Raw genomic sequence first — 25,886 nt, 5'->3', positions numbered from 1 at the left:
GCCGATGCAGGTTGCAGGCCTTGGCAGGGAGGTGAGTGAGCGCTTTGGGCGCAGTGGTCTCGGGGTTTATGCCAGGGTACGGCATGGAGGCTATTGCGGCGCGGGCAGATATTTCTTGAGCTGCAGGTCGACAAAGTCGTCCTGTCCCTGGGTGAGCTTGATGCGCACGGGCAGGTATTGCATGGACGGTGCCAGCCAGACCGATCCGCGCTGGTCGCTGCTGCTTTTGCCGGGCAGCTTGTCCAGACGCAGCGCCATGACGCTGCCAAATGGCAGCTCCAGCGCCTCGCTGGCACCCACGCGGAACTGCCAGCGCACGGCTGAGCGTGCGCTGCTGGTGGTCAGTTCTATCAGTGTGCCTGGCGGATATTTTTCGGGGGCGGCAGCCATCAGGGCCGAGAGCTGCAGAAACACGCTGAGGCGGTCCTGCACGCCATCGCCAATCGCCGCATCGGTCTGGCCGCCGCTGTAGTGCGCCTTGCCGTCGGCTACGTCGAAGGCGGCGGACTGGGTTTTGCGCCCCTTGTCGCTGAAATTGAGCGGCTGCAGGCCCTTGGGCGTGATCAGCCCCTCGCTGGTCTGGGAGCGCTCGCCCAGCAAGAACATGCTGATCGACTGTCTGGCCTGGTAGTACTGGCCGTCATGCTGCCATTGCAGCTGGGCGCCGGCCGAGTATTGAAAACCCTTGACCTGACCCGAGGCGTTGAACTCCAGCGTGGCGGAATTGGGCAGGGTGACGGGCAGTACAGAGCCTGGCGGCAGCGGCGCGCTGCCTGCGGGCGTGACCTGGATGGGGCGGGCCGTGTCGGCAGCATTGGCTTCGGGAGGCTCGGCCATGGGCTCGGGAACCGGCTCTGCAGCAGCAGCGGGCTGCCCTGTATTGGCGGGTGCTTCTGTTTCAGGCGCTTCCTGCGTTTGTTGCTCCTGAGTTGGAGGCGGATTTGACGCCGACTCCTGTTCGTCCGGTACGGGAGCTGGCACGGGAGCAGGAGTCGGCGCTGGCGCACGGGGTGCAGCCTTGGGTTGAGGCGCCGGAGCTGGAGTTGGAGCCGGCTTGGGCGCTGCGGGTGCAGGCGGAGGAGGAGGCGCCTGCAGCATACGCGTCTCCATCACGATCTGGTCGTCCGCTGCCTTGTCCGGCGGGCTCAGTTCGGGCAGGCCCCAGAGCAACAGCCCATGGGCTGCCAGCACCAAGCCGGTGATGGGCAGCAGTGTCTTGCGTGCCTGGCTTGCCTGAGGGGAGCGGCCCATGAGCGTGATTCGGAGATTGCGGGTTTCAGTGGCCGGGAGCGGCGCGCCAGCCCAGATCGCTGGAGAGCTGGCGGGCGGCCGCCTGCAGCGGCGCGTCGATGGCTCCACCATAGTCCGGGTCGAAAGTCGCCAGCGAGCCCAGGGTCATAAGCCCCAGCACGATATGGCCGGAGGCATCGAAGACCGGCACGCAGAAGGCCACGATGCCCGGCAGCACGGTATCGACCACGCGGGCCGTGCCGCGCGCACGGACTTCGGCCAGCATGTCCGCAACGGCCTCTTCGGTCTGGGGCAGGTCCTGGCGTCTGGCCTTGCGTGCACGCTCGATCTCGGGCTCCAGCAACGCGGCCGTAGCCTCGCGTGGCAGCCAGGCGCCGAAGCAGCGCCCCGTGGCCGAGGCCAGCATGGGCATGACGTCGCCCAGGCGCAGATTGGCGGTGACAGACTGCGCCGATTCCTCCCAATGCACGATGGTCGGGCCATGGTTGCCCCAGACGGCAATGGCCAGCGTGTGATTGAGGGTCTCGAGCAGCGCCGGAATGCGCTCCCGCGCCAGACGCACCGGGTCGAGGCGGGCCAGCGAGGCCAGACCGATCTTCAGTGCCGCAGGACCCAGGTCGTAGCGCGAATTGCGCTCGTCCTGCGCCACCAGGCCGATGCGCTGAAAGCTCACCAGATAGCGGTGCGCCTTGGCGGCACTCATGCCGGCGGCGGCGGCGACATCCTTGAGCATCAGCGGGCCGCTGGCCTGCGCCAGCGCTTCGATGAGGGAGAAACCCACTTCGACCGACTGAATCCCTGCGCGTTCCTTTTCCATTGCAATAGAATTGTGTTTTGTTTAGTTAAATCAATTTAACCAATCGTAATTTTGGCTAGCGTTGTCAGGCATTGTGCCAGCACCGCTGCCGTGAGCAGAGGGACAGAGAATGAAACTGGCAACCTACAAGGATGGCTCGCGCGACGGACAACTGATCGTGGTCTCGCGCGACCTGAGCCAGGCCTGCTATGCCACCGGCATTGCCAACCGCATGCAGCAGGTGCTGGATGACTGGAGCTATATGGCCCCCCAGTTGCAGGATCTGTCGCACGAGCTCAATAACGGCAAGGCCCGCCACGCGTTTCCCTTCGATCCCCGGCGATGCATGGCACCGCTGCCGCGAGCTTATCAGTGGGCCGATGGCTCGGCCTATATCAACCATGTGGAGTTGGTACGCAAGGCGCGCAATGCCGAGGTGCCGGCCAACTTCTACACCGACCCGCTGATGTACCAGGGCGGCAGCGATGACTTTATCGGCCCCTGCGACGATGTGATCGTGCCCAGCACGGCCATGGGCATAGACTTCGAGGCAGAGATTGCCGTCGTCACCGGCGATGTGCCCATGGGTACGGATGCCAGGGATGCGCTGGGCGGCATCCGTCTTGTCATGCTGGCCAATGACGTGAGCCTGCGCAATCTGATACCCGGCGAACTGGCCAAGGGCTTTGGTTTCTTTCAGAGCAAGCCCGCCACGGCCTTCAGCCCTGTGGCCGTGACACTGGACGAGCTGGGCGATGCCTGGAAGAGCGGCCGCCTGCATCTGACGCTGCAGAGCACCTGGAACGGCCGCAAGGTCGGCATGTGCGATGCGGGCGAGGAGATGACTTTTCACTTCGGCCAACTGATCGCCCATATCGCCAAGACCCGCAATGTACGTGCCGGCTCCATCGTGGGCAGCGGCACGGTGAGCAACAAGGGCGTGGAGACCGGCAGCGGCAAGAACAAGCGCATGGAATGGCCCAAGGGCTATAGCTGCATTGCCGAAAAGCGCTGCATAGAGACCATTCAGGACGGCACGCCCAAGACCGAGTTCATGCAGTTCGGCGACACCATCCGCATCGAGATGAAGGGCAAGGACGGCCAGAGCATCTTCGGCGCCATCGACCAGAACATTGCGCCGCCCGGCGGCAGCAAGGATGACTTGCACGAAGCTCAGCCTGTGGATAGCTCCGAAGACTAAGCTCTCGTTGCAGTCGTCATGCCCATGCCAAGTCTTAATCTCTCGCGCTGGATTTTGCCTCTGAAGGCCGTGCCGGCCATGGCGCTCGCCTTGTTGACGGGCCTGTCCATGGCGGCAGAACCAGCCGCCGAACCTGCTGCCAGTTGCCCGCCGCCGTTCAGCCCGCCAACACCGGCCGAAGTGCAGGCCATGGCCCCCCATGTGCAGGATAGGGGCCTGCTCTGGCGCGTGCAGGACGGCGAGCGCACCAGCTGGCTTTACGGCACCTTGCATGTGGGCAAGCGGGAGTGGATCCTGCCCGGTCGCACCATCGTGCGCTCCATGTACGGGGTGGACCTGCTGGCGCTGGAGCTCGATGTGCTGAATCCGCAGGTCATGCAGCAGTTGATTGAAGGCTTCCAGGCCCGTGTCGATGCCCCTGCGCTGCCCGCAGAGCTGGAGGCCCGGCTGGCGCAGCATCGAAAGCAGGCCTGTGCCGAGCATCTGAGCACACAACGTCCGGACGCCCAACTGCTGGGCCTGGTCAGCCAACTGGGCCGCAAGCAGGGACTGGTGGCCGAGTTTGGCGCCGATCTGCTGCTGGCAGGCATGGCCCATGCGTTGCACAAGCCTGTGGTGGGGCTGGAGTCGGCGCAGACCCAGCTCGAGGAGCTGCTTTCCGACGATCCCTTGGAGGTGCAGGAAAGCGTGCGCGACGGGCTGGACCAGCTTGATGACCCCAAGGCTCCGGAAATCCTGCAGCAACTGGCGAATATCTGGGTCAGCGGCAACGAAAAACAGCTGGAGAACTATGCCGACTGGTGCGACTGCATCAAGACCGAGCGTGATCGGCTCAAGTACGCGCGCCTCATGGATGGACGCAATCCGGGCATGGCAGATGGCATTGTTCGTCAGCTCCAGCAGGGCAAGACCGTGTTTGCTGCCGTGGGTGCACTGCATATGGTCGGGCCCATGGGGCTGCCCGAGCTGCTGCGTCAGAAAGGCTATCAGGTCGAGCGCGTGAGCTTCAAACTGCCACCCATACAGAAATCGGAGTCAAAACCGATTCAAACCGAATAGAGACAAGCGCAGGCAGCTATCAATTAATAGAAAAAGGCAGCCTGGCGGGGTCCAAAAATCATTCCACAACCCCCCTACATCACCCTCAAGGAGACAAACGATGGATCGTCGTCAATTCCTGGCTGCCGTGGCAGCCAGCTCGGCTGCTGCCGCATCCCCCTTCGCCATGGCGCAGGACTGGCCTGCCAACCCCGTGCGCTGGGTTGTGCCCTACCCACCCGGAGGCGGCACCGATGTGCTGGCCCGCACCGTGGCCGAGTCCATGCGCAAGACGCTGAACCAGACCATCGTGGTGGACAACCGTCCGGGCGCCTCGACCAATATCGGCGGCCAGCTCGTTGCTGCGGCCAAGCCTGATGGCTACACCATCATGTCGGCCGACAACGCCATCCTGGCGTTCAACGAGCACCTGTTCAGCAAGCTGCCTTTCAGCCCCGATAAGGATTTCACCTATGTGGGCGGCATCAGCCGCTTCCCCATGGCGCTGGTGGTCAACCCCGCATTCGAAGCCAAGGACTTCAAGGAATTCCTGGCCTATGCCAAGGCCAACCCCGGCAAGCTCAACTACGCCTCGCCCGGCAATGGCTCGCCCCACCATCTGGCCATGGAGCTGTTCAAGAACCGCACCGGCACGAGTCTGACCCATATCCCCTACAAGGGCGCCGCGCCCGCGCTGGCCGATGTGATGGGCGGCCAGGTGCCTTGCATGTTCCTGGATCTGGCATCGGGCCTGCCCGTGATTCAGTCCGGCAAGGTGCGGGCCCTGGCCATAGGCACGGCCAAGCGCGTGCCCAATCTTCCCAACGTGCCTACGCTGGCCGAGCTGGGTCTCAAGGATTCCGAGGTCTACGCCTTCCAGGGCATTCTGGGTCCCAAGGGATTGCCGCCAGCCATCGTGCAGCGTCTCAATGCAGACCTGCAAAAAGCCCTCAAGGACCCCGATGTGGTCAAGCGCATGGCCGACTTCGGCATGGAAGCCCTTCCCGGCACGCCCGAGCAGTTCCACCAGATGGCACGCACCGAAGCCAAGCGCTGGGGTGAGGTCATCAAGACGGCTGGCGTGAAGCTGGACTGAGAGTCCCGTCCCTGAGCTTCGCGAGGTCCCGGGCATGGCTTGAACCGTTGCCGCAGACCTCGTCGGCTCACATCACCACGGCCCTGCCAGCTTGCGTTGCAGGGCCGTTTCAGTAGGGAAGTATGCCGGGCAGCAGTGGGCGGCTGAGGCGCTCGCGCCACCATTGCTGGGCCCGGCCGCGGGCATCGCTGCGCCAGGCCAGCCAGAAGGTTTCGGGCGGACGCGGCTCTTCCACCGCCAGTTCCACCAGCACCCCGGTCTCCAGCTCCACACGCACGCAGGCGCGCGGCACAAAGCCGTGGCCCAGCCCGGCGGCCTGGCATTCGATCTTGGCCTGCATGCTCGGCACGGTGATGCGTCGCTGGCCGGTGAGCAGGCCCACGGTGCGGTCGGTCAGCGAGCGCGCGCCGTCACCCACCACCACGGCGGTGTGTTCCAGCAGGTCGCTGCGCGCCAGTGGCCGGCCCAGGCGCGCCAGCGGGTGGCTGGCCGTCACGCAGAACACGAAATCGAGCTGGCCCACGGCCACGGCCTTGTGGCCGCCGCCGGCCGGGCCTTCGCCCGCAGCCACGATCAGGTCGGCCCGGCCTTCGCGCAGGGCTTCCCAGGTGCCGGTCAGCGTCTCGCTGCCGATGCGCAGACGCGTGCCGCTGTTCAGCGCCTCGAAGGCCTGAATGTCGGCGCCGAAGGCGCTGGTGGGGATCAACGAGTCATGCACCAGGCGCACTTCGGTCTCGAAGCCCGTGGCGATCTGGCGCAGCCGAGATTCGAGCTGACGCGCGGCCGCCAGCAGCCAGCGCCCTTCCTTGAGCAGTTCCTCGCCCGCTGGCGTGAGACTGACGCGCGGGCCGTTGCGCACAAACAGGTTCAGCCCCAGCTGTTCCTCGAGCTTGGACACGGCATAGGAGATGGTTGACGGTACTTTGTGCAGGCGCTCTGCCGCACCGGCGAACGAGCCATGGCGCGCAATGGTGTCCACCAGTTCGATGGCTTCCAGAGAGAGTTTGAGCATATTGGGTGCCTGAAAAATAATCATCGAAATTATCGATGATTGAGAGGATTTTCTTTCAGCATGACCGCATATCAGGCCACGGATACTTCATTCATCGCCACACGGAATGCAGCAAAACAAGGCCGGCAGGCCAGCAGCAGAAAGTGTGAACACCATCGATTGTCTAGGAGAGAAAAATGCTTGAAGTTCGCCCATCCAGCCACCGCGGTCGCGCCAACCATGGCTGGCTGCAATCGCGCCACACCTTCTCCTTCGGCCACTACCGCGATGCCAACCAGCAAGGGTTTTCGGATCTGCTGGTCATCAATGACGACCATGTGTCCCCCGGTCAGGGCTTCGGCACCCACGGCCACCGCGACATGGAAATCTTCTCCTATGTGCTCGATGGCGCCCTGGAGCACAAGGACTCCATGGGCACGGGCTCGGTGATCCGTCCCGGCGACGTGCAGATGATGAGCGCCGGCACCGGTGTGGAGCACAGCGAGTTCAATCACTCGGCCCAGGACCCGGTGCACTTTCTGCAGATCTGGATCGTGCCCGCAGAGCGTGGCGCCGCTCCACGCTATCAGCAGGTCCATGTGGACGATGCCGACAAGCGCGGATGCCTGCGCCTGATCATCGCCCCCGAAGGCCGGGACGGCACGCTGGCCGTGCGCCAGGACGCCCGGGTCTATGCCGGGCTGTTCGACGGTGAAGAGTCCGCCGAACTCGATGTGGGGCCCGAGCGCCATGTCTATGTGCATGTGGCCCGCGGCAGCCTCTGCGTGAACGGAGAGCGTCTGTCCGAAGGCGACGGCGCCCGCATCCGCAACGCCGGGTCCCTGCGCTTCGATCAGGGAGAAGGTGCCGAGGTGCTGGTCTTTGATCTGCGTCCCCGCGAACTGCCCACCTTGTAAGCAACAGTTTTCACACCCCGGTTTTCATTCTGCTTTCTTGTTTCCCCTGCAGCCTCTCGCTCACGCTTTACCCAGGAGTTTCACCATGACCAACGCCAACGCTTCCATCGCCCGTCCCATCGCCGTCGCCAAGCCCGGTGCCAAGCTGCTCAACCCCCATGACCACACGCTGATCATGATCGACTTCCAGTCGCAGATGGCCTTTGCCACGCACTCCATCGACCCCGTACAACTGCGCTCCAACGCCGCCCTGGTCGCTTCGGCTGCCGCCGGCTTCGGAGCCTCGACCATCCTCACCACCGTGGCAGAAAAGAGTTTCTCCGGCCCCATGTTCGAGGAAGTGACTGCGCCTTTCCCCGGTCAGTCCCTGCTGGATCGCACCTCGATGAATACCTGGGAAGACGAGGCCGTGATCCGCAAGGTCAACGAGATCGGCAAGCCCCGCATCGTGCTGGCCGGCCTGTGGACCAGCGTGTGCATCGTCGGACCGGCCCTGTCGGCGCTGGACCAGGGCTTTGAGGTCTTCGTGATTGCCGATGCCTGCGGCGACATCTCCACCGAAGCCCACAACCGCGCCATGGAGCGCATGGTCCAGGCCGGTGCCCAGCCCATCACGTCCTTGCAATACCTGCTGGAAATGCAGCGCGACTGGGCCCGCACCGAGACTTATGACATGACCACAGGCATCGCCAAGAAGCTGGGTGGCGGCTACGGCATCGGCATCACCTACGCCAAGACCATGTTCGGCGCCCACGAAGGCTAAAAAGAGCACATCATCTTTCTACTGCGCAGACCGATCTTGCACCTTCGGTTATCGCCGTGCGCATGTACGGCAGCGGTCCTCAATGCGATCTCGGTCTGCTCGCTACGAAATCTGGCGCACTCTTCGCGTCGCTGAACCACCGGAGACCTCCATGACCCAGCCCTCCACCCCCGATCTGATCCTGTTCAACGGCCGTTTCACCACGCTGGACCACAGCAAGCCCACAGCCACGGCCGTGGCAGTAAGCCAGGGGCGCTTCAGTGCCGTCGGCAGCGACCGCGAAGTCCTGCCCCTGGCCGGCGCGCGGACCCAACGCATCGATCTGGGCGGACGCAGTGCGCTGCCGGGTCTGATCGACAACCACCTGCATCTGATCCGTGGTGGCCTGAACTTCAACATGGAGCTGCGCTGGGACGGCGTGAAGAGCCTGGCCGATGCCATGGCCATGCTCAAGGCGCAGGTGGATGTGACTCCTGCGCCCCAGTGGGTGCGCGTGGTAGGCGGCTTCAGCGAGCACCAGTTTGTGGAAAAGCGTCTGCCCACGCTGGCCGAGCTGAACGCCGTGGCGCCCGACACCCCGGTCTTCATCCTGCATCTGTACGACCGTGCCCTACTCAATGCCGCCGCCCTGCGTGCCGTGGGCTACACCAAGGACACGCCCGAGCCGCCCGGCGGCCAGATCCTGCGCGACAGCGTCGGCAACCCCACGGGCCTGCTGCTGGCCAAACCCAATGCTTCCATTCTCTACGCCACGCTGGCCAAGGGGCCCAAGCTGCCACGCGACTACCAGGTCAACTCGACACGCCACTTCATGCGCGAACTCAACCGTCTGGGTGTGACCGGCGCCATTGACGCTGGCGGCGGCATGCAGAACTATCCCGACGACTACGACGTGATTCAGGAGCTGGCCGATGCCGACCAGCTCACCATCCGCCTGGCCTACAACCTGTTCACGCAAAAGCCCAAGGAAGAGAAGGACGACTTTCTGCGCTGGACCTCCACTTCGCAGTACAAGCAGGGTACGGACTACTTCCGCCACAACGGCGCAGGCGAGATGCTGGTGTTCTCGGCCGCCGACTTCGAGGACTTCCGCCAGCCCCAGCCCGAGCTGGCGCCCGGCATGGAAGGCGAGCTCGAAGAAGTGGTGCGCATCCTCGCCCAGAACCGCTGGCCCTGGCGCATGCACGCCACCTACGACGAGACCATAGACCGCGCGCTCAATGTGTTCGAGAAGGTGAACCAGGACACGCCCCTGGCCGGCCTGAACTGGTTCTTCGACCACGCCGAAACCATTTCCGAGAAGTCCATCGACCGTATTGCGGCCCTGGGCGGTGGCGTGGCAGTGCAGCATCGCATGGCCTACCAGGGCGAATACTTCGTCGAGCGCTATGGCGCCGCTGCGGCCGAGGCCACGCCGCCCGTCAAGCGCATGCTGGAAAAAGGCGTCAACGTGTCAGCCGGCACCGATGCCACCCGCGTTGCCAGCTACAACCCCTGGGTTTCGCTGTCCTGGCTCATCACGGGCAAGACCGTGGGCGGCCTGCAGCTCACGCCCCAGCGCAACTGCCTGAGCCGCGACCAGGCGCTACGCATGTGGACCGAGAACGTGACCTGGTTCAGCAACGAACAGGGCAAGAAAGGCCGCATCCAGGTGGGCCAGCTGGCCGACCTGATCGTGCCCGACCGCGACTTCTTCGCCTGCCCCGAGTCCGACATTGCCGACACATCGGCCCTGCTCACCGTGGTGGGTGGCAAGGTGGTCTACGGCGTCGGCGCCTTCGCCGACTTCGATGAATCGGCCCCGCCCCTGGCCATGCCTGACTGGTCCCCCGTGCGCACCTTCAAGGGCTACGGCGCCTGGGGAGTGCAGGAAGGCGCGCCGCTGCAGTCCGTGATGCGCAACGCCGCTGCCAGCTGCGGCTGCGCCAGCAACTGCAATCTGCACGGGCATGCCCATGCCACGGCCTGGAGCAGCAAGCTGCCCGTGGCCGATCTCAAGGGCTTCTGGGGCGCGCTGGGCTGCGCCTGCTGGGCGGTGTGACATGGGTGAGGCGCTGCGCGCTGCAGCCACCGCCCCCTGGGTGCAGTCGCTGGCCCTGCTGTGCCTGTGTGTGGCCTACCTGCAGGGTGGCTGGTACAAGGCCCGGGATTTCCGCGGGGCTGTAGCCGAGGTGAAGGCCCTGGGCCTGACCCCGGCCGCACCCATCGCAGCCGCCGCTCTGGTGCTGCAGCTGGCGGCCTCGGCCCTGATCCTTACGGGCTGGTACCGCTGGCTGGGGGCTCTGGCCCTGGCCGGATTCACCGTGCTGGCGGCCTTGCTGGCAGACCGCTTCTGGGCAGCGCCGCAGGCCGAGCGCCAGCGTGCTGCCAACGCATTTTTTGAACACTGGGGCTTGGTCGGCGGCATGTTGCTCGTCGCCTGGCACGATCTCGGAGGCTCGCATGCCGGATAACAGAAAAAACGCCTCGGGCAGCTTCGCACCCCTGGCCATTCCCGTCTTTGCCGTGCTGTGGGCCGCCACTGTGCTGGGCAATATCGGCAGCTTCATGCGCGATGTGGCCAGCGCCTGGATGGTGACCGAACTCTCGTCCAGCCCCACGGCCGTCGCCATGATTCAGACGGCGGCCACGCTGCCGGTCTTTCTGCTGGCCATCCCGGCCGGCGTGCTGTCCGACATCCTGGACCGTCGCCGCTTCCTGATCGCCGTGCAGGTGCTGCTGGGAGCCGTGAGCGGCACGCTGCTGGTGCTGGCCCAGACCAACACCCTCACGGTGGAATACCTGGTGGCCCTGACCTTTGTCGGCGGCATCGGTGCCGCCCTCATGGGGCCGACCTGGCAGTCCATCGTGCCCGAGCTGGTGCCGCGCAGCGAACTCAAGGGCGCTGTGGCCCTGAATTCCTTGGGCATCAACATCGCCCGTGCCATCGGCCCGGCCGCCGGTGGTCTGCTGCTGGCCAGTTTCGGCGCCGCAGCGGCATACGGTCTCGACGTGCTCAGCTATGTGTTCGTGATCGCTGCCCTCATCTGGTGGAAGCGTCCCAAGGCCGAGGCCTCGGCGCTCAACGAGCAGTTCTTTGGCGCCTTCCGGGCCGGTGTGCGCTATGCCCGTGCCAGCCGCGAACTGCATGTGGTGCTGCTGCGCGCCGCTGTGTTCTTCCTGTTCGCCAGCTCGGTCTGGGCCTTGCTGCCCCTGGTGGCGCGCCGCATGCTGGGCGGCACGGCCGGTTTTTATGGCGTGATGCTGGGTGCAGTGGGTGCCGGTGCCATCCTGGGTGCCGTGCTGCTGCCCAAGCTGCGCAAGCGCCTCGATACCGACGGTCTGGTGTTGCTGGCCTCGGTGGTTACTGCCGTGGTGATGGCAGTGCTGAGCCTGGCGCCGCCCCAGTGGGCTGCAGTGGCGCTGATGCTGGTGCTGGGTCTGGGTTGGATTGTTGCGCTGACCACGCTCAACGGCGTGGCCCAGGCGGTGCTGCCGAACTGGGTGCGCGGCCGGGGTCTCGCCATCTACCTGATGGTGTTCAACGGCGCCATGGCGCTGGGCAGTCTGGGCTGGGGTCTGATCGCCGGCCTGCTGGGCCTGCCGGTCACGCTGCTGATCGGAGCCGTTGGCCTGGTGCTGGTGTCCCTGGTTTTCCACCGCGTGAAGCTGCCCACTGGCGAGGCCGATCTGCAGCCGTCCAACCACTGGCCCGAGCCCCTGCTGGCTGAACCCGTGGCCCACGACCGCGGCCCGGTCATGATTCAGATCGAGTACCGGATTGCGCATCAAGACCTGACCGCCTTTTTCCAGGCCATGCAGCAAGTGGCCGAGGAGCGCCGTCGCGATGGGGCTTATGCCTGGGGCGTGGCCGAGCACACCGGCGAGCCGGGCCGGGTGATCGAGTGGTTCCTGGTCGAGTCCTGGGCCGAGCACCTGCGCCAGCATGGTCGCGTGTCCAAGGCCGACGCCGATCTGCAGGCCGCCGCTTTGCGCTACCACCAGGGGCCGGACAAGCCCGTGGTTCACCATTTCCTGGCGCTCGATACGCGCAGCGCCCAGCAGGAAACGGGCTTCCCCTCCCACTGAGCAGCGCGGGAATCGACATTCATCGCTGACCGGGCCGGCGATGAATGCAAGGCCGGCGCGTGACTTACTTGACGGGCTTGGCGGCACGCACTGCCACGACCTCGATTTCCACATACCAGGCCGGGTTGGCCAGGGCTGCAATCTGGAAGGCAGAACGTGCGGGCAGGTTGGGCTGGGCAGCCGTGCCAAAGAACTGGGTGTAGCCACGCATGAAGCCGGCAAAGTCCATCTTGTTGCCCTTGGCGGGATCGGCCACCAGGAAGACCTGCATCTTCACCACATCGCTCATGCCGAGATTCATGCCCTTGAGCTGCTCTTCCAGGCCCTTGAGGATGGCCACGGTCTGGCCTTCGGTGTCGCCGCCATAGGCAGCAGGATCGCCGGCGGGCTTGGATTTGTCCACCACGGGCGGTACCTTGCCCGAGAGGTAGACAGTGCGGGCATCGGTGGGAATTTCCACGGCTGCGGCGATGGGGAAGGTCGAGCCCGGTGTCTTGTAACGCAGGACATCGCCACCGCCGGAGGTGGTGGCTGCGCAGCCGGTGAGCAGGACTGCAGCGCCCAGCAGGGCGGCAGTGGTTGCGGTCTTGAAGATGGATGGGATGCTCATGTGATCTCCTGAATGGATTTATGGGGTGATGCGAAAGGGTTTGACGTCGGCGGCAGACAGCTTGTCCGGGTACTGATTGCCGAAGTTGCTGCGCACATAGTTCACGACGTCGGCAATCTGCTCATCGGACAGCTTGCTGGCAAAGGACGGCATGCCGTGCAGGCCGTTCATGACAACCGAGGCCGGGTAGGCAGCGGCTGCCAGCTTGGGGTTGGAGGCCAGCGCCGGGTAGAAGCCCGCGCCCTTGGCACCTTCGCCCTTGACCATGTGGCACCCCTGGCAGATGGCCTGGTACAGGGTCTCTCCGCCGTTCTGGCTGAAGCGTGGGCGGACCACAGAGAAGTTCTGCATCAGCGCCTGGGTATCGGCGGGCGAGATGGAGAGAACGGCTGCAGATTGCAGTGTTTGCAGGTTTTTCACATCCTGGGTTTTCATGCCCTGTGATTGGGCCAGGACGGCGCCGGAGAGACCCAGGGCCAGGGCGCCAGTGGCGCAAAGACGGTGCAATATGTGCATGGTGAAGTTCCTTGTGGCTGACATGGGCGATCAGAGACTGGAGGCCTTGGCGTGCAGACGCTGGATGGCGTCCAGCGAAGACAGCACGGCACCTTCCTGCCAGGCGGGGATGTACGAGACATGCTCGCCCGCGAGCACCAGGCGACCGTCGATCTGTGCCAGATCCTTGTAGTGCTGCTCGCGCAGTGCATCGGTCCAGTTGCCGAAGCAGCCGTTGATCCAGGGCATGCGATGCCAGGCGACCGACACACCGTTGAGGAACTCCTGCTTGTACTGCGGATGGATCTGCGCGCCGTACTCCAGCGCCAGGCGAACGCGCTCGGCCGGCTTGAGCGAGGAGAAGCGGTAGCTGTTGGAGTTCTCAAAGGCATAGGCGCCCAGCAGCACGGCGGGGCCGTTGCCCATATAGCCGGTGGAGGGGTAGGAGATCTGCTGGATCGGCAGATCGGTGTAGCTGATGCCGCCGTAGATGCGTTCGTCCTCTTCCCAGAAGCGGCGCTTGAACTCCAGACCGACCTTCATGGAGCTGCCGTAGGGCACGGCAGCAATCGCGTTCTGCATGGCGCTGCCGGCCTGCACTTCGATCTGGCTCAGGATGGACAGCGGAATCGTGCACACGCACCAGTCGGCGCGGGCCTGCAGCGTGCTGCCGGGCTTGAGGGCGTCCACATAGTCCACGGTCACGCCCTTGTCGTTCTGGGCGATCCTGGTGACCTTTGCGTTGTAGCGTATGGCCGGGCCCAGATCGCGCGCCATGGCCTGGGCCAGCATGTCCATGCCGCCTTCGGGCTGGAAGATGGCGCTGTGGAATTCGTAGATATTGCCCACGCCCATCTGGCGCCACAAATTGGACTCGAGCAGCTCGTGCAGGCCCATGGGCGTCGAAGGTTTGGCCTGCGCCATCAGGCCGCCGCCGGGGTCGATGTCGTAGCCCCGGAAATCGCTGACCGCATTGCTGGCGCGGTAGCGGTACTCCTTGTCCAGCACGCCCCAGGCCTTGAGGCTCTCCAGCAGGCGTTCCTTGTCTTCCCGGCTGACGCTCTGGTCCAGTGCGCCCTGATTGGTAGCCTTGGACAGCAGCTCGGCCACATGGCCATAGACATCGGTCTGCACATGGCGAAAGCGCTGGGGCTTGCCGGCCAGGGCCTTGCTGTTGTGCAGATATGCGTTGTAGTTGACCTGGTTGAAGGCCTCGAGCTTGATGCCGAAGCGCTTGTAGTAGTCCAGCATCGCATGGTGGTGGTAGGGCACGCGCCAGGGGCCGGGGTTGAAGTAGTTGCCCTTGGCAAAGCCCACTTTCTGGCGCGTGCCGTCGAGTTCGCTGAACTCATCGCCGCCGCGCAGCGTCCAGCAGCGGCCGCCAGCGCGACTCTGGTATTCAAGCAACTGCACCTTGTAGCCGGCCGCGCGCAACTCGTGGGCTGCCACCATGCCTGCCAGGCCAGCGCCCAGCACCAGAACCGATGCGCCAGGTTTGGCGTTGCCGAGCTTGACCGGACCGCTGTAATGCGATTCGGCGGCATAGCCCAGTGAACTCATGGCTTGATACATGGCACTGCCGCCCGCGACCTTTCCGATCATCGAGAGCAGTTGTCTGCGACTGACATGCTTGCTTGGCTCTGGCATCTGAAATTCCTTTGCTGTTGTGTATTCCGCTGTCCATCCGGGGCTGCGGGGCAAGGGTTTTCAGCAAGAGCTGTGCCAGGGCAGGGGCTCGAGGTATTAGTTCAATGAAATCAGTTACTTGTTATGTAATTCAGAGCAATCTGCGCTCGATCCTCTTGAAGCGTATGGTGCATGCTCACTAATTTGAAGCATTAATGGCCAAATTGGTGCAGAGAAGTCACACAATGAGCTCAAAAAAAGCGTATCGGCTGTGACAGCGGATACGCCTTGAGAGTGGACTGGAACTACGGTGTCGCCGGGTTCAGAGCTCGCTGGGAGGCTCGCTGGCCTCACTGACCATGACACGATTGCGTCCGCCCCGCTTGGCCGCGTAGAGCATGACGTCGGCCTGCTGGAAGACGGCCTTGATATCGGGGTCGGTGTCGGGCCAGTGGGCCACGCCCAGCGAGATGGTGATATGGCCCACATGCTGCATCTCCATCTTCTCGACCATCTGGCGCAGGCGCTCGGCGACATGGGTGGCGGCCTCCAGAGCCGTGCCGGGCAGCAGCAGCAGAAACTCCTCGCCACCCACGCGGCAGGGCAGGTCATCGACACGCGAGACCTCGCGCATGGTGCGTGCGAGCTGTCTGAGCACCTCGTCGCCTGTATCGTGGCCAAAGTCGTCGTTGATATCCTTGAAGTGATCGATGTCGATGGCAACCACCGAGAACGGCAGCGCTTGCGTCTGGAAGGCCGTGATGGCAGCCTCCAGATGGCGGCGATTGCCCAGGCCTGTCAGCGGGTCGGTGTTCACATCCTCGCGCAGCTTGGTGATATTGCGTTGCAGCAGGCTCAGGCCCTTGAGCATGGCCTTCTTGAGCTCGTAGGACTCGAAGTACCAGGACTTGACGGCCTGAATGTTCTGCGCCGTCTCGGGCTTGTCCATATCGTGAGCGCCATTGGCCAGTTGGCGCAGCGGGCTGGCAATGTGGCGCGCGCTCCACCAGATGACCACCAGCATCAGCAGGGCGATGGGCAGGGTCTTGTAGAGCACGGAGCGCATCAGCTTGTTGAGCGGGGCCAGTGTGGCCGCCTTGGGACGCTGGGCCACAATGCCCCAGCCCGAGGCATCAATGACGGCATAGCCGGCCAGCATTTCCACTCCCTTGCTGTTGACGACCGGCGCCGTACCCGACTCGCCCCTGATCACGGCGTTGATGACATCGTTGTTGATCACCTGGTCGCCAATACGATTGTTGTCGGGGTGATAGATGATGTGCTTGTTCTTGTCCACCACGTAGACATAGGTCCCATCCTGGTAGAAGTGCGAGCCCAACAGGGTGTCGAGGATGCTGTCTTCCTTGAGGTAGATGCTGCCGCCCACTGCCCCGAGGAATTCGCCCTGAGGGTCGAAAATGGGCTGAGAGACAAAGATGATGTAGTTGCCGGCCGTGGACATATAGGGCTGGCTGATCACGGGCCCTCGCGTGCTCAATGTCTGTGTCACTCCGGCGCTTTGCAGCGTCTTCCCCTTGATCTGCAGGGTTTCGGGCGATGTCGCCAGCACATACCCCGTGGGATCGATGATGGTGACGGAGTTGAAGCTCTTGGTTTGCAGGCGCAGACGCGTGGCCTCTTTGGCCAGATATTCAACGTCATTCATGTGCGCCCCCATCAGATTGGCGCTGTACTCCAGTTGTTGGAGGGCGGACTGGAGAAAATCGTCTGTGCTCCTGGCCAGTTTGGTGGCGTAGGCATGGTGACCTTCGAGCGTGTTGTCGATCAGTTGCTGGCGCTGCACCAGATAGCCGGCATAGAAAGTGTTGAGAAACGGTATCAGCGCGCTGCAGATGGTCAGGGCCAGTATCAGTCGACGCAAATCAAGCCGGTTAGGCGCAAGCCGGCGGTGCCAGGGGAGAGATTTCTTCACAGATGATGTCGCGAGAGCTGGGCGGCTCTGCGCTGTACCTGTGTGCTCTGACAGGCGCAGACCCCGGCCGCATATTCATTGAGTGTCTGCATTATGGTTGCTCGCGCCGTGGCCCTGCTCATGGTCAACCACCATGCAGGCGTGTCAGGCAGACAACTCCTTGAACTTTTCTACCTCTACTGCACAGTCGTAGAAGCAGGGCGCCCGGCCAATATCTGTGAGCTGCTGATGCGTCAGCTCGTTCACATTCGTGCCGTTGGCTCCCTGCTTGCGCCACCAGATGCCCAGGCCCACCACCACACCGGCGCGAGCACGGCCGTTGACGGCGGCGTGGCAGACATGCTCGCCGCGCCGGTTGAAGACGCGCAGCCGGTCACCGTCGGCAATGCCGCGCGCAGCTGCGTCATCGGGGTGCATCTCCAGCAGCGGACGCTCTTCCATGCGGGCCAGGCTGGCCACATTGGCAAAGCTGCTGTTGAGAAAGTTGCGTGCGGGTGGCGAGATCATGGCCAGCGGGTAGGCCGTCGTGGGCGGCTCGTAATTGGGCAGATAGTCGGGCAAGGTGTTGATGCCCAACCGGGCCAGGGCGGGGTTGTCGAATTCGCATTTGCCCGATGGCGTGGCAAAGCCGCCTTCGGCAAACGGCGCATCGGGCAGCGGGATATGGGCAAAGCCCTGTTGCAGCAGCTCTTCAAAATCAATAGCAGTGTCCGAGACTGCTGTGCGGCATAGAGATTCATCAGACTCAGAAAAATATGCGGCTGCAAAAGCGGAGTCCAGCCTGGCCATATGCATGGCCAGATCGCGAAAGATCTGCGCGTTGCTGCGCGCCTGGCCCTGGGGGGCAATCGCCGGGCGATTTAGCAGCACATCGGTATGGCCGTAGCTGCCGTGGATGTCCCAATGCTCGAGCTGCGTGGTGGCGGGCAGCACGTAGTCGGCATGGTCTGCGGTGTCGGTCAAGAAATGCTCAAGCACCACGGTGAACAGATCTTCGCGCGCAAAGCCCGCGGCCACCTTGGCCGACTCTGGCGCCACCGCCACGGGATTGCTGTTGTAGACCATGATGGCTTCCACCTTGGGGCCGAAGCCGGCGCCGCCCTCATGCAGCAGCACATCGCCAATCTGGCTCATGTTCAGCGTGCGTGGGCGACGCTCTCCCAGCAACTGCGGCATCTGAAGCGCAGCCCGCTTGAAAGGCGAGACCCCCGAGGCGGACAGCAGCAGCCCGCCCGCGCGATGGCGCCAGGCGCCGACAAGAGCCGGCAGACAGGCCACGGCGCGCACGGCATTGCCGCCGCCGCGTGCTCGCTGCATGCCGTAATTGAGGCGAATGGCCGCTGGCCTGGTCGTGCCGTAGTCACGTGCCAAGGACTGGATCTGCGCCACCGTCAGGCCGCAGACCTGGGCCGCACGCTCGGGCGGCCATTGCAAGGCTCTGGCCTTGAGTGCGTCCCAGCCCTGGGTGTGTTGGGCAATGTAGTCATGGTCCAGCCAGTCGTGCACGATCAGCTCGTGCATCAACGCCAGAGCCAGTGCCGCATCGGTGCCGGGCAGCAACTGCAGGTGCTCGTGGCATTTGTCGGCGGTTTCACTCTTGCGCGGGTCTATGCAGATCAGCTTGGCGCCCTGGCGCTTGGCTTCCTGCGCATAGCGCCAGAAATGAAGATTGCTGGCAATGCTGTTGCTGCCCCAGATCAGGATCAGCCGGCTTTCGGTAAAGAATTCCACGCGCATGCCCAGCTTGCCGCCATAGGTGGCGGCCAGCGCCTCGCTGCCGGCGCTGGCGCAGATGGTGCGATCCAGCAGGCTGGAGCCCAACTGGTGGAAAAAGCGCCGGTCCATGCTCTCGCTCTGCACCAGTCCCATGGTGCCGGCATAGCTGTAGGGCAGTATGGCTTCGGGCGCGCGCCGAGCGATGCCGTGCAGGCGCTGGGCAATATCGCTCAGTGCTTCGTCCCAACTCACGGGGGTGAAATGGCCGCTGCCTTTGGGGCCGCTGCGTTTGAGAGGCTGCAGCACTCGCCCTGCGTGGTAGGTGCGTTCGGTGTACTTGCTGACCTTGGCGCAGAGCACGCCTCCCGTGTGAGCGTGTTCTGCATTGCCTTGCACCTTGGTGGCCGTGCCATCGACCACCGTGGTGACCAGGGCGCAGGTGTCCGGGCAGTCATGCGGGCAGGCGCCGCGTACTTGAACGATATGAGGCATGTCGTGGGCTCGAAAAATCTGGAGCGGTTTGCGGCTGGAGACCGCTTTGTGGGCCTATTATGCGGCGCGCATCCATGTCAAAAAACCTGAGATGCAAGACCCCAGAAACGGGCTGATCCAGCCCGTGGCAATGAGTAGCCCGTAGAGAGAGATCGAGAGCAATGCAGGACAAGCGAGTGGAGTGGAATCGTCGTCAATTCATGACTGCTGGCGCAGTTGTGGCTGCCGGGAACTGGACCGGCGCCAGTTATGCCCAGGATTCGAGTGGGCCCGTTGTGCTTGGACAGTCCTGCGCGCTGAGCGGCCCTTCAGCGCAGCTGGGTATGCAGTTTGTGCAGGGTGCCAAGCTGTATTTCGATCAGCTCAACGCCCAGGGCGGCATCGGCCGTCGCCAGGTGGAGCTGCGCACGCTGGACGACGGTTACGAGCCCGAACGCTGTGTGGCCAATACCCAGAAGTTCATTGCCGACGATGTGATGGCCTTGTTCGGCTACCTGGGCACGCCCACCAGCATGGCCGCACTGCCATTGCTGCAGAAGGCCAAGCTGCCACTGATTGCGCCGCTGACAGGGGCGGCCGGTCTGCGCGAACCCAAGCTCGCCCAGGCGGTCTTCAATCTGCGTGCTTCCTATGCCGATGAAACCGCTCTCATGGTCAGGCAGCTGGTCTCGCTGGGGCTAAATAAGATCGCAGTGTTTCACCAGAACGATGCCTACGGGCAGTCCGGTCTCGAGGGGGTGACGCAGGCGCTGCAAAGTCATGGTCTCAAGCCCGTGGGCGCCGCTACGGTGGAGCGCAACTCCCGGGATGTGGCCAAGGCCGTCAAGACCCTGGTGCCGCTGAGTGCCGATGTGATCGTGCAGGTCGGCACCTATGCGGCCAGTGCCGCCTTTGTGCGTGCGGCACGCCAGGCCGGCTATGGCGGACAGTTCTACAACGTCTCGTTCGTGGGCACTTCGGCACTGGCGCAGGCACTGGGCAAGGATGCCGAGGGGGTGGTGGTCACCCAGGTCGTGCCATCGCCGTTCAAGACCTCGCATCCCCTGGCACGCGAGTTTCAGGCAGCCCTGCAGAAAAGCGGTGCGTCGCTGCAGCCCGATTACTCGAGCATGGAGGGCTATCTGGCCGCCCGTGTCGTGGGTGAGGCGCTTAAATCTGCCGCTGCCGCTGGCCGGCTGCAGCGCGATGGTCTGGTGACGGCGCTGGAGGCCATGAACGGCCAGCAGGTGGCGGGTTTTCCCATCGCCTTCCGCCCACAGGCCGGCAAGCCGCGTTTTGTCGAGCTGTCCATGCTCACGGGCGACGGCAAGGTCCGTGTGTGAGGCTTAGAGGCGTGCAGGGCGCAAGCTCTCTCGCTTTGAGCCATCATGGCATCTTTGCCATTGATGACCCCAAGGAGAGAGCGCATGGCCCTGCTGCCCGAACTTCAAGCAAGCGCCCCTGAGATTGCCGCGCTGCGTCGCGATATCCACGCCCACCCCGAGCTGTGTTTCGAGGAAATACGGACCTCGGATCTGGTCGCGGCGAAACTGGAGCAATGGGGCATAGCGATCCATCGCGGTCTGGGCAAGACCGGTGTGGTGGGCATCATTCATGGCCGTGACGGCGGCAATGGCGGCCGAGCCATCGGCCTGCGTGCCGATATGGATGCCCTGCCCATGCAGGAGTTCAACACCTTTGACCATGCCAGCCGCCATGCGGGCAAGATGCATGCCTGCGGTCACGACGGCCACACGGCCATGCTGCTGGCAGCGGCGCAATATCTGGCCGCACATCGCGACAGCTTCGAGGGTACGGTCTACACCATCTTCCAGCCTGCCGAGGAGGGTGGTGGCGGTGCCCGCGAGATGGTCAACGATGGACTGTTCGAGCAGTTCCCCATGCAGGCCGTGTTTGGCATGCACAACTGGCCGGGCATGAAGGCCGGCACCATGGCCGTGGGGGCAGGGCCTGCCATGGCATCCAGCAACGAATTCAGGATCGTGGTGCGCGGCAAGGGCGGTCACGCGGCCATGCCGCATATGGTGGTGGATCCGGTGCCCGTGGCGGCCCAGCTCATCATGGCCTTCCAGACCATCGTCAGCCGTAACGTCAAGCCCATCGAGGCGGGCGTGGTGTCGGTCACCATGGTCCATGCCGGCGAGGCAACCAACGTCGTGCCGGACAGCGTGGAGCTGCAGGGCACGGTGCGTACCTTCACGCTGGAGGTGCTGGACCTCATCGAGCAGCGCATGCAGCAGATCAGCGAAGCCGTCTGTGCCGCACATGGCACGCAATGCACGTTCGAGTTCGTGCGCAACTACCCGCCGACCATCAACACGGCCCCCGAGGCCGAATTTGCCCAGGCCGTGATGCGCGAGATTCTGGGCGATGCCGGTGTGGTGCCGCAAGAGCCATCCATGGGGGCCGAGGACTTCGCCTTCATGCTGCTGGAAAAGCCCGGTGCCTACTGCTTTATCGCCAACGGCGATGGTGATCATCGCGCCCTGGGGCATGGCGGCGGCCCCTGTACCTTGCACAACCCCAGCTACGACTTCAACGATGCGCTGATTCCGCTGGGAGCGACCTTCTGGGTCAAGCTGGCCCAGCGCTGGCTGGACCAGCCTACGCGCGGCTGAAGGCTTGGGCCGGCCGTTGCGGGTTGGGTGGAAGATTTCTTTCACGCCAGACCTCGGGCGGGCAGCCAAAGAGCGTGCTGAACCAGCGTGTGAAGGCACTGTGGCTGTTGTAGCCCAGCATGGTCGCGATCTGGCCCACGGGGTAGTCAGGGTTGCGCACATAGCGCTGGGCGAGATCTGAACGAACCTCCTGCAGCAGGTCGGTAAAGCTCAGGCCTTCACCGCTAAGCTCGCGCTGCAGGGTCCGTACGCTGCGCCCCAGACCTTGGGCCACGCAGATGCAGGTGGCATTGCCCGAGGGCAGCATGAGATAGATGGCTTTGCGCACCTGCTGGCCGACGGAGGCCTGACGGCCCTGCTGCGTGGTGTCCACCATGGTCTTGGCATAGCGCACCAGAACCGGGTCGGCCATGGGGTTGGGAGCATCCAGGTCCTCGGTGCGAAACACAATGCCGTTGAAGTCCGCATCGAACTCCACGCGGCAACGAAACATCTGCTTGTGCAGGCCGATGTCGCCGGGCGCGGGGTGGCTGAAGCAGACCCGCAGCGGGCGCCATTGCTCATGCAGCAGCAGGTTGCAGGTGCGAAACAGCACGCCGATTGCCAGCTCCATGGATTGAGGCAGTGCCTCCGGCAGGGTGAGCTCTTCGCGCAGCACCACGACGCCATTGGCGTCGTCCATATGAATCACCAGCGACTCATTGAGCATGTGCACATGCTCGATCAGCGTGCCCAGCACCTTGCGCAAGGTGGGCTGGTGCAGCAACAAAAGGCTGACGACACCGAAGTTTGAAATCTGCCGAGATTGCGCCATGCGCAGGCCGAAGTTTTCGCAACCCGTGATGCTTGCAGCTTCTTCCAGCAGGCGCCCGGCCGTCAAAGCATCGATCAGCTGATCCTGCTCGCGCACCACGGCTGGGCGCAGGCCGGCGCGACGCAATGCCGCTTCAGGGTCTCCTCCCAGTTCGCTGAATAGTTCCGAGAAATTCGTCAGAGATGCCGCGCGCACAAAAGTGACCATGACTGCTCCACGCAAAAAGTCGGAGAAATTTTGGCATGAGATGCATAGCGTGCGGCATGAAATGCACAACCTATGTGACACAGGTTTTCTACAGTGGACTTACCGGGCGGCAGAAACTAGCAACAAGCCTGGGTTCAAAAAGTGTAGGAGACAGTGATGCAGATAAACCCTCTGACCTGTGCCATAGGCGCGGAGTTGGTCGATGTGCAACTGGCGGATGCGCTGCGCGATGATGGGCTTTTCGCTGAGATCAAGGCGGCCTTGCTCAAGTACAAGGTGCTGTTCCTGCGTCGCCAGAGTATCAGTCGCGCCGAGCATGTCGGTTTTGCCCGGCGTTTTGGCGAGCTGGAGGACCACCCGGTGGTCGGCAGCGACCCTGAGCATCCCGGTCTGGTGCAGATCTACAAGACGCCGGACAAGCCGCTGGACCGGTATGAAAACTCCTGGCATTGCGATGCCACCTGGCGCGAGGTGCCGCCCATGGGATGCGTGCTGCGCTGCGTTGAATGTCCGCCGGTTGGCGGCGACACCATGTGGGCCAATATGGCGCTGGCCTACGAGATGCTTCCATCGCATATCAAGGACGTGATAGCCCCGCTGCGGGCACGCCACAGCATTGAGTGCACCTTTGGCGCTGCCATGCCTGCGGAAAAGCGCCTGGCCCTCAAGGCGCAGTTTCCCGATGCGGAGCACCCGGTGGTGCGTACACACCCGGAAACCGGTGAAAAAGTGCTGTTTGTCAGCGGCTTCACCACTCATTTCACGAACTTCCACACGCCCGCCAATGTGCGTGTGGGCCAGGACTTCACCCAGGGCTCATCCAGTCTGCTGCAGTTCTTGATCAGCCAGGCCGCGATCCCCGAGTACCAGGTCCGCTGGCGCTGGGAGCCCGGCAGCATCGCCATCTGGGACAACCGCGCGACACAGCATTACGCGGTGATGGACTACCCGCCCAGCCATCGAAAGATGGAGCGTGCCGGAATCATTGGCACACCGACTTTTTGAGTATCGGAAAACGCCTGTGGCAAGGCGCAGAACCTGGCCGTTCAGTGCAAGCACAGCTGTACGCGAGGCTCTGAGCGCGGGCATGGCATTCATATAACAACGGAGACACCATCATGAATTTCCTCGACGGTCACCTGGTTGCCGAAAATCAGCAGCCTCTCATCATCACTGCAGCTCCTTATGCACCTTCGTGGCTGCCGGAGGACTTCCCTGGCGAAATTCCCGTCACGATGGAGGAGCAGATTCAAAAAGCCGTGGACTGCTACAACGCCGGCGCCCAGGTGCTGCACTTGCATGTGCGTGAACTCGACGGTCGCGGCAGCAAGCGGCTTTCCAAGTTCAACGAGCTGATTGCCGGCGTGCGTGCCCGCGTCCCGGACATGATCATCCAGGTGGGGGGGTCGATCAGCTTTGCACCCGAAACCGATGGCGCGGCCGCCAAATGGCTGTCCGACGATACCCGCCACATGCTGGCCGAGCTGGACCCCAAGCCCGATCAGGTGACGGTGACTATCAATACCTCGCAGATGAACATTCTGGAGCAGTTCGATGCGCGGGATATCCAGGGTACTTCGATGGAGGACCCAGCGGTGTTCAATGCCTACAAGGAAATGACCGTGCCTGCACAGCCGGGCTGGGCCGAAGAACATATACGCCGCCTGAGTGCGGCCGGCATTCAGAGTGCCTTCCAGTGCTACAACATCAACAGCTTCGAGTCGGTTGAGCGGCTGATGCGTCGCGGCATCTACAAAGGTCCGCTGGTGCTGAACTGGGTGGCCATCGGCGGCGGCATGGACCAGCCCAGCGTCTACAGCCTGGCCAATTTTGTGCGCGCCGTGCCCGACGGTGCGGTGCTCACGGTGGAAGCATCGGTGCTGAACGTGCTGCCCATCAATCTCATGGGCATTGCCATGGGCCTGCATGTGCGCTGCGGCACCGAAGACAATCTGTGGAATCAGACCCGAACCCGAAAAATGGGCACGGTGGAGCAGATCGAGCAGTTGGTGCGTATTGCCAAGGAATGCAGCCGCCCCATCGCCACTCCTGCCCAGGCGCGCGAGATCTGCCAGATCGGAGTGTTCTACGACACGGTGGAGGAAAGTCTGGCTCGGAACGGCTTTGCTCCGAATCGCAACGGTGCTCAGCAGGGTTTTCTGCGCAAAGTCGCCTGAGTTCAAAGGAGCGCACGATGCAACGCATTCCAGTCCTGCTGTCCATTGCGCTGGCTGCAGCTTTGCCAGCGGGCAGCGCCCTCGCTTTCACCGACAAGCCTGTCAAGCTCATTGTTCCTGCGCCGCCCGGCGGTACGATCGATGTGTTTGCACGCATCATCAGCGATCAGCTGGCGCATGAGCTCAAACAGCCTGTGATTGTGGAAAACCGCCCCGGTGCCGGCGGTGCCATGGCGGTGAAATACATGCTGTCCCAGCCCTCGGACGGCAATACCCTGCTGGTGACGGTGACCAATATCCTGACCGAAGTTCCGCATGTGCTCAAGGGGGGCTTTGATGCCATGAAGGATGTCAGACCCGTCTCGCAGATGGCACGCTCCGTCATGGTCTTCATTGCTTCGCCCCAGTTCCCGGCCAAGGATGCCAAGGAGGCTATTGCCTATATCAAGGCCCATCCGGGTCAGCTGTCCTTTGCCTCCTACAGTCAGGGGACGGCATCGCAGTACGCAGGGGTGATCCTGAATCAGAAGGCCGGCCTGGATATGCAACATGTTCCGTTCCCTGGCTCTGCACCGGCACTGGCACAAATCATGGGTAACCAGATTCCGCTGATGTTCGACGGCTCCGTGACTACCAAACCGCTGGTTCCCAGCGGCAAGGTCAAGCTGCTGGCCGTTGCTTACAAGAGCCGCTTGCCCGATTTCCCCAATGTGCCGACGATGGCCGAGCTGGGTTATCCGGAGCTTGATTTCAGCAACTGGGCTGGCGTCTTTGCCTCGGCAAAGACGCCGCAGCCGTTGCTGGAAAAGATCAACGCTACGCTGCAGAAGGTCAACGCCAGTCAGGCGGTGCAGGCGCGCTATCTGTCCACCGGCTTCGAGCCTACCAAGCAGGAGCGAACGCTGGAGCAGCTTTCCACGGAACTGCAGGCCGAATACCAGCGCAATGGCGAGATCGTCAGGAATTTCGGCATCAAGCTGAACTGAGTCGGCTTGTCAATCGGCCCGGGCATGTCTGCGACTGAGGGTGCCCGGACTCTTGCTTTGCAGCGCTTGCTGCACCTAGCGGTGAACAATA

General features: G+C 63.4%; 22 protein-coding genes. 13 read left to right on the top strand and 9 right to left on the bottom strand.

Annotated elements, in window-relative coordinates:
• Positions 1 to 90 precede the first annotated feature (90 nt).
• Both NOX35_RS24395 and NOX35_RS24390 read right to left on the bottom strand, forming a co-directional pair.
• Entirely contained in the window at positions 91 to 1,251 is a 1,161-nt protein-coding gene (locus NOX35_RS24395) for a DUF3108 domain-containing protein (protein WP_182284791.1), read from the bottom strand.
• 25 nt (positions 1,252 to 1,276) lie between these two features.
• On the bottom strand, positions 1,277 to 2,068 hold the full coding sequence (locus NOX35_RS24390; RefSeq protein ID WP_182284790.1) for an IclR family transcriptional regulator: 792 nt from the start codon (positions 2,066 to 2,068) through the stop codon (positions 1,277 to 1,279).
• A 109-nt stretch (positions 2,069 to 2,177) separates the two neighbouring features.
• Here NOX35_RS24390 and NOX35_RS24385 point away from each other — a divergent pair, with 109 nt between their 5' ends.
• From NOX35_RS24385 to NOX35_RS24375, 3 genes are all read left to right on the top strand, one after another.
• Complete coding sequence (locus tag NOX35_RS24385; protein WP_256495033.1) at positions 2,178 to 3,248, top strand: fumarylacetoacetate hydrolase family protein; 1,071 nt, start codon at positions 2,178 to 2,180, stop codon at positions 3,246 to 3,248.
• Between the two features lie 24 nt (positions 3,249 to 3,272).
• Entirely contained in the window at positions 3,273 to 4,307 is a 1,035-nt protein-coding gene (locus NOX35_RS24380; protein ID WP_256495032.1) for a TraB/GumN family protein, read from the top strand.
• A 100-nt stretch (positions 4,308 to 4,407) separates the two neighbouring features.
• The gene (locus tag NOX35_RS24375; protein WP_182284787.1) at positions 4,408 to 5,382 is read left to right on the top strand and encodes a tripartite tricarboxylate transporter substrate binding protein; all 975 of its coding nucleotides are present in this window, start codon (positions 4,408 to 4,410) and stop codon (positions 5,380 to 5,382) included.
• A gap of 109 nt (positions 5,383 to 5,491) precedes the next feature.
• On the opposite strand, the gene NOX35_RS24370 is transcribed toward NOX35_RS24375, so the two are convergent.
• A complete protein-coding gene (locus tag NOX35_RS24370; protein WP_003050708.1) occupies positions 5,492 to 6,394 on the bottom strand; it encodes a LysR family transcriptional regulator in 903 nt (300 codons plus the stop codon).
• Positions 6,395 to 6,570: 176 nt separating this feature from the next.
• Between NOX35_RS24370 and NOX35_RS24365 the strand changes: the two genes are divergently transcribed.
• From NOX35_RS24365 to NOX35_RS24345, 5 genes are all read left to right on the top strand, one after another.
• Positions 6,571 to 7,290, top strand: coding sequence for a pirin family protein (locus NOX35_RS24365; protein ID WP_256495031.1), 720 nt, complete (start codon positions 6,571 to 6,573; stop codon positions 7,288 to 7,290).
• A gap of 85 nt (positions 7,291 to 7,375) precedes the next feature.
• The gene (locus NOX35_RS24360; RefSeq protein WP_256495030.1) at positions 7,376 to 8,053 is read left to right on the top strand and encodes an isochorismatase family protein; all 678 of its coding nucleotides are present in this window, start codon (positions 7,376 to 7,378) and stop codon (positions 8,051 to 8,053) included.
• Between the two features lie 151 nt (positions 8,054 to 8,204).
• On the top strand, positions 8,205 to 10,094 hold the full coding sequence (locus NOX35_RS24355; protein WP_256495029.1) for an amidohydrolase: 1,890 nt from the start codon (positions 8,205 to 8,207) through the stop codon (positions 10,092 to 10,094).
• Position 10,095: 1 nt separating this feature from the next.
• Positions 10,096 to 10,506: a DoxX family protein gene (locus tag NOX35_RS24350; RefSeq protein ID WP_182284782.1), complete on the top strand. Its 411-nt coding sequence runs from the start codon at positions 10,096 to 10,098 to the stop codon at positions 10,504 to 10,506.
• Positions 10,496 to 12,121 carry an MFS transporter gene (locus tag NOX35_RS24345; RefSeq protein ID WP_256495028.1) on the top strand — a complete coding sequence of 542 codons (1,626 nt, stop codon included), beginning with the start codon at positions 10,496 to 10,498 and terminating at the stop codon, positions 12,119 to 12,121. The genes NOX35_RS24350 and NOX35_RS24345 overlap by 11 nt, the downstream gene beginning before the upstream one ends.
• A 64-nt stretch (positions 12,122 to 12,185) precedes the next feature.
• Here NOX35_RS24345 and NOX35_RS24340 read toward each other — a convergent pair whose 3' ends face one another.
• The 5 genes from NOX35_RS24340 to NOX35_RS24320 form a co-directional block, all read right to left on the bottom strand.
• Positions 12,186 to 12,731: a RidA family protein gene (locus tag NOX35_RS24340; RefSeq protein WP_182284780.1), complete on the bottom strand. Its 546-nt coding sequence runs from the start codon at positions 12,729 to 12,731 to the stop codon at positions 12,186 to 12,188.
• Between the two features lie 18 nt (positions 12,732 to 12,749).
• Positions 12,750 to 13,247, bottom strand: a complete 498-nt coding sequence (locus NOX35_RS24335; RefSeq protein WP_182284779.1) for a cytochrome c — start codon at positions 13,245 to 13,247, stop codon at positions 12,750 to 12,752.
• A 30-nt stretch (positions 13,248 to 13,277) separates the two neighbouring features.
• Positions 13,278 to 14,873 carry a flavin monoamine oxidase family protein gene (locus NOX35_RS24330; protein ID WP_182284778.1) on the bottom strand — a complete coding sequence of 532 codons (1,596 nt, stop codon included), beginning with the start codon at positions 14,871 to 14,873 and terminating at the stop codon, positions 13,278 to 13,280.
• Between the two features lie 301 nt (positions 14,874 to 15,174).
• Positions 15,175 to 16,734: a sensor domain-containing diguanylate cyclase gene (locus NOX35_RS24325; protein ID WP_256495025.1), complete on the bottom strand. Its 1,560-nt coding sequence runs from the start codon at positions 16,732 to 16,734 to the stop codon at positions 15,175 to 15,177.
• A 195-nt stretch (positions 16,735 to 16,929) separates the two neighbouring features.
• The gene (locus NOX35_RS24320; protein ID WP_182284776.1) at positions 16,930 to 18,993 is read right to left on the bottom strand and encodes a molybdopterin-dependent oxidoreductase; all 2,064 of its coding nucleotides are present in this window, start codon (positions 18,991 to 18,993) and stop codon (positions 16,930 to 16,932) included.
• A 161-nt stretch (positions 18,994 to 19,154) separates the two neighbouring features.
• On the opposite strand from NOX35_RS24320, the gene NOX35_RS24315 reads away from it, so the two are divergent.
• Complete coding sequence (locus tag NOX35_RS24315) at positions 19,155 to 20,315, top strand: ABC transporter substrate-binding protein (RefSeq protein WP_182284775.1); 1,161 nt, start codon at positions 19,155 to 19,157, stop codon at positions 20,313 to 20,315.
• A gap of 84 nt (positions 20,316 to 20,399) precedes the next feature.
• Positions 20,400 to 21,611, top strand: coding sequence for a M20 aminoacylase family protein (locus tag NOX35_RS24310; RefSeq protein ID WP_256495023.1), 1,212 nt, complete (start codon positions 20,400 to 20,402; stop codon positions 21,609 to 21,611).
• Here the strand turns inward: NOX35_RS24310 and NOX35_RS24305 are convergent.
• Positions 21,598 to 22,632: an AraC family transcriptional regulator gene (locus tag NOX35_RS24305; protein WP_256495022.1), complete on the bottom strand. Its 1,035-nt coding sequence runs from the start codon at positions 22,630 to 22,632 to the stop codon at positions 21,598 to 21,600. The two genes, NOX35_RS24310 and NOX35_RS24305, sit on opposite strands and share 14 nt — an antisense overlap.
• 156 nt (positions 22,633 to 22,788) lie before the next feature.
• Here NOX35_RS24305 and NOX35_RS24300 point away from each other — a divergent pair, with 156 nt between their 5' ends.
• From NOX35_RS24300 to NOX35_RS24290, 3 genes are all read left to right on the top strand, one after another.
• Entirely contained in the window at positions 22,789 to 23,637 is an 849-nt protein-coding gene (locus NOX35_RS24300; protein WP_182284772.1) for a TauD/TfdA family dioxygenase, read from the top strand.
• A 113-nt stretch (positions 23,638 to 23,750) separates the two neighbouring features.
• Positions 23,751 to 24,809 carry a 3-keto-5-aminohexanoate cleavage protein gene (locus NOX35_RS24295; protein ID WP_003073674.1) on the top strand — a complete coding sequence of 353 codons (1,059 nt, stop codon included), beginning with the start codon at positions 23,751 to 23,753 and terminating at the stop codon, positions 24,807 to 24,809.
• A 17-nt stretch (positions 24,810 to 24,826) separates the two neighbouring features.
• Entirely contained in the window at positions 24,827 to 25,795 is a 969-nt protein-coding gene (locus NOX35_RS24290; RefSeq protein ID WP_256495021.1) for a tripartite tricarboxylate transporter substrate binding protein, read from the top strand.
• Positions 25,796 to 25,886: the final 91 nt, after the last annotated feature.

The sequence above is a fragment of the Comamonas sp. C11 genome, assembly GCF_024496285.1.
Lineage (GTDB): Bacteria > Pseudomonadota > Gammaproteobacteria > Burkholderiales > Burkholderiaceae_C > Comamonas > Comamonas testosteroni_F.
This window is presented reverse-complemented; position numbering and strand designations above follow the sequence as displayed.